This window comes from Anaeroplasma sp., assembly GCF_034179385.1.
Lineage (GTDB): Bacteria > Bacillota_I > Bacilli_A > Acholeplasmatales > Anaeroplasmataceae > Anaeroplasma.
In genome coordinates this window covers 1-3,815 of sequence record NZ_JAXFPY010000076.1, presented here as the reverse complement: position 1 = coordinate 3,815, position 3,815 = coordinate 1, and the positions used below count along the sequence as shown (strand labels likewise).

Sequence of the window (3,815 nt, the reverse complement as noted above, 5' to 3'; positions counted from 1 at the left end):
CATTGCAGCAGCTGGATCTCCTCTATAGTCAGCAGTCATTTTATCAATTTCATCTAGTAGGAATACTGGATTCACTGTGCCTGCATCCTTCATACCCTTTAGAATACGTCCTGGAAGTGCACCAATATAGGTTCTTCTATGACCTCTAATTTCAGACTCGTCACGAACACCACCTAAGGATTGCTTAACAAACTTTCTACCCAATGCCTCAGAAATACTTCTTGCAAGAGAAGTTTTACCAACTCCTGGAGGCCCTGCGAAGCAAAGAATCGTCGATGGATTCTTGCCTGTCATTTTCTTTACTGCTAAATATTCAATAATACGGTCCTTAACCTTGGTTAAGCCATAATGATTCTTATCTAGTTTTTCTGCAACATCCTTTAGGTCATTATTATCCTCGGATGCCTTATACCAAGGTAAATCAACAATCCAATCTAGGTAAGATCGAATTACACCTGATTCTGCCATCTGATTGGATAGTGATGCATATTTTTGAAGCTCATTCATAGCCTTATCATAAATACCCTTTGGTAGGTGGGCATCTTCTAAGGCCTTACGTAGTTTTTCTACATCCTCTTCCTGACGAGCCTTATCCCCAAGCTCGTTTTGGATAGCACGCATCTTTTCTCTTAAATAGTATTCCTTTTGAGAATCATCGATAGATTTCTTTACATCCTTGTTGATTTTATTTTCAATTTCAACAATTTGACGCTCTCTTTCAATATCCTGTAAAATCATATCTAGTCTTTGAGCCACTACTGGTTCTTCTAGATATCTATATTTCGATAAATTACCAGAAAGCTTAAGCTGATATGCAATGACATCAGATAATACATCCGCATTTGTTCCATTTTGGATTAATCTTGCAATTTCATCTGGAGACTGGAATAAGGTTTGACCAGCTGAAGCGATTTCAGAGGCAACATTTTTCACAAGTGCTGCTTCTCTTTCATCGTTTGCCATAACAGATACAATCTTTTCATATGCAACTACGAAATATGGATCAACAGAGGAATACTCTGTCACTTTTATTCTATTTGTTACCTTAAATTTAACTCTGTAGTTATTATTTGGCAATTTTAGTTTTAGTGTTACTTTAGCTAAAGCACCAACCAATTCAACATCCTCTGGTGTAGCATTTGCTACATTCGCATCCTTTTGAACTAACAATATAATGTTTCCACTATACATCTTTTCAGAAGCATCTAACGCAAGAACGGAATTTGGTCTTCCAACTTCAATTTTAAATTCATTGTTCGGAAGTGGTACAAGACCTCTAACGGCAATGGCAGGTAGTACAATTTTTGTATTTTCTTCCATGAGAAACACCTTCCTTTCACTACTTTTTACTTTGCGTACCTATACTATATACTATTTTTGGCACTTTTGCAAGTAGTGTGCCAAAAAAATAATACATTTTTAATTTTTCACATAATTCGAATATAAAATTAGGAAAAAGACAGCCAAAAAGGCTGCCTATAGTTACATATTATATATATTAGATTTCTTTAGCATTTGCAACTAATAAATCAACTAAAGCCTTATAAGCTAAATCAGAATAGTATCTAGCAACATTAGCCTTTAGCATCTTTTCCTTAGTTGAATTATGAAGCTTAGCCTCTTCCTCAGCCTTAGCCTCTAAAGCCTCTTGGCTAGGTGCAAGCTTTTCAACCTCAATAATCTTTTGAGCAACTACCTGGAATAATGCTTGACGAGAGCCTTGTTTTTCCATGTTCTCATTGAAATCCTTTAGGTTAGTACCCATGAAGCTTAAGAATGTCTCAAATGGAATATTGTACATCTTAGCCTGCTGCTCATACTGACCCTTTAGCTGATTAACCTTTTCATCAATTAAAGTCTTAGGCATATCAACCTTAGCGTTGTCTAAGATTTTTTCAATGATGTCGTTTAACTGACGATCCTTTTCCTCAGTTGCCTTCTTAGCTTCTAGTTCAGCCTTCTTGTTCGCCTTTAATTCTTCAGAAGTTGTAACTCCTTCAATCTTTAAGCCTGCAACATATTCAGCAGTTAATCTTGGGAACTTTTCAACCTTAACATCATGAACAGTTACCTTGAACACTGCAGCCTTACCAGCTAAAGATGCTTCATTATAGTTTTCTGGGAATGTTACATTTAAGTCCTTAGTCTCACCAGCCTTAAGACCAATCATTTGATCCTCAAATCCAGGGATAAATTGTCCAGAGCCAATCTGAAGCTCATAGTTTTCAGCCTTTCCACCAGGGAATTCAACGCCATCAACTGTACCAACGAAATCGAATGTAGCATAATCGCCCTTAGCGATAACCTGCTCAGTCTTAGTTTCCTTTACTGCATCCTTCTTAGTGATAGCCTTAATAGCCTCATCAACTTCCTTAGCAGTAACCTTTAGATTCTTTGCCTTAACCTCTACACCCTTGTACTCAGGTAATTCTACTTCTGGATAAACATCCCAAGTTAAAGAAACCTTAAAATCCTTACCACGTTCAATCTTTTCCTCAAGACCAGCCTCAGGTCTACCTATGAAATTCTTAGCATTCTCATCCTTAATAGCCTCTTGGAATTTAGAATCTAATACTACATTAAGTGCGGACTCAAATAAAGCCTCAACACCATAAATCTTTTCAAATACTTTTCTTGGAGCATGTCCCTTACGGAAGCCCTTAATTGTAACCTTAGCGTTCTCAGTTACGAATGCTTTGTCAAGTGCCTTTTCAAATTCATCTGCTGTTACGTCAAATACTAGCTTAACACGGCTCTTGTCTAACTTTTCTACTGTCATATTTACCACCACAGACCGAGATACATAACAGGGATAAGTCTGTTCCTCCTATTACCAATTCACAAATTGTATCTCTTTCATTCCCTTTTTAAAGTGTACCTTAAACATTATATCATAACTGATATCAAAGTAAAGAAAAATTATAAAAATAGATGAAAGAAAAATGCCAATTTCTTGGCATTTGACTCTAGCTTATAACAGAATCCTCATCCCTAGGGTCATCCTTAGGAATTATATTCGGATCGATATCGGAAATTTCAGTATCATCCTTTCTAGATGGCGCTTCCTTTCCAACCTCTGTCTTCTTTTCTTTTTTCTTAATATCTCCAGCAATTACCTTACGGTATCTGATATATCCACCAGTTGCCTCTCCGCCAATAACAAGTGCAGCGAGTAATGCAAGTATAGCAAGTGTAATAATTAGCTTTTCTGCATCAAACCACTCCTGTGGTGCGAAGAATGCGATAAGAACTGCAAGTGAGATAGAGATAAAATTTAACCAGAATAAAGTTGTTCTAGATGGTTCTTTATATTCAATAGTAACCCAGAAATAGCCCATAGCTAGTGTATAGAAGAAAATTACCAAAATATAAGCATAAGCTTGGATATTGAATTTAGCAAACCATCCACCAGAAACAGCATTTAATTTATCGTATAAAGGATCTGATTCATTTCCTGTATAAGCTTTTAATCTATCCCAATGATAGAATGCTGCAAACACTAAATAAGCGCCTAACACTACATGAATTATGCACTGTATCAATAAAATCAAACGAGCTCTTTTGGATTTTGTACTCTTGATTAGTGGAATCATTCTTATGATACCAGTGAATAGGATAACTATACCAGATACCATATATACAGCACCAATAAGTATATCCTTGTAAATAAACATTAGGATTGCAAATACAATTAAGATTGCAAAAATAAGAATCTTAATAATGAATTTATACATTCTGAAGTTTGTACCTAAGCGAGTCTTAGGTGTTGGATCTAAGGTTTCATTAATTTCTTCTAATTCTTGCTTCTTTAAGGC

Annotated in this window: 3 protein-coding genes; all 3 read right to left on the bottom strand. The window is 35.9% G+C overall.

The window, feature by feature from the left end:
- The coding region (locus SPJ17_RS04960; protein WP_321093223.1) for an LON peptidase substrate-binding domain-containing protein at positions 1-1,320 on the bottom strand (1,320 nt) is incomplete at its 3' end.
- A gap of 178 nt (positions 1,321-1,498) precedes the next feature.
- Complete coding sequence (gene tig, locus SPJ17_RS04955; protein WP_321093221.1) at positions 1,499-2,779, bottom strand: trigger factor; 1,281 nt, start codon at positions 2,777-2,779, stop codon at positions 1,499-1,501.
- A gap of 187 nt (positions 2,780-2,966) precedes the next feature.
- On the bottom strand, positions 2,967-3,815 hold an 849-nt coding region (locus SPJ17_RS04950; protein WP_321093220.1), incomplete at its 5' end, for a hypothetical protein.

Excerpts from the sequence above, each read along its gene's own strand:
- tig (WP_321093221.1), bottom strand. The coding sequence starts at position 2,779 with ATGACAGTAGAAAAGTTAGACAAGAGCCGTGTTAAGCTAGTATTTGAC.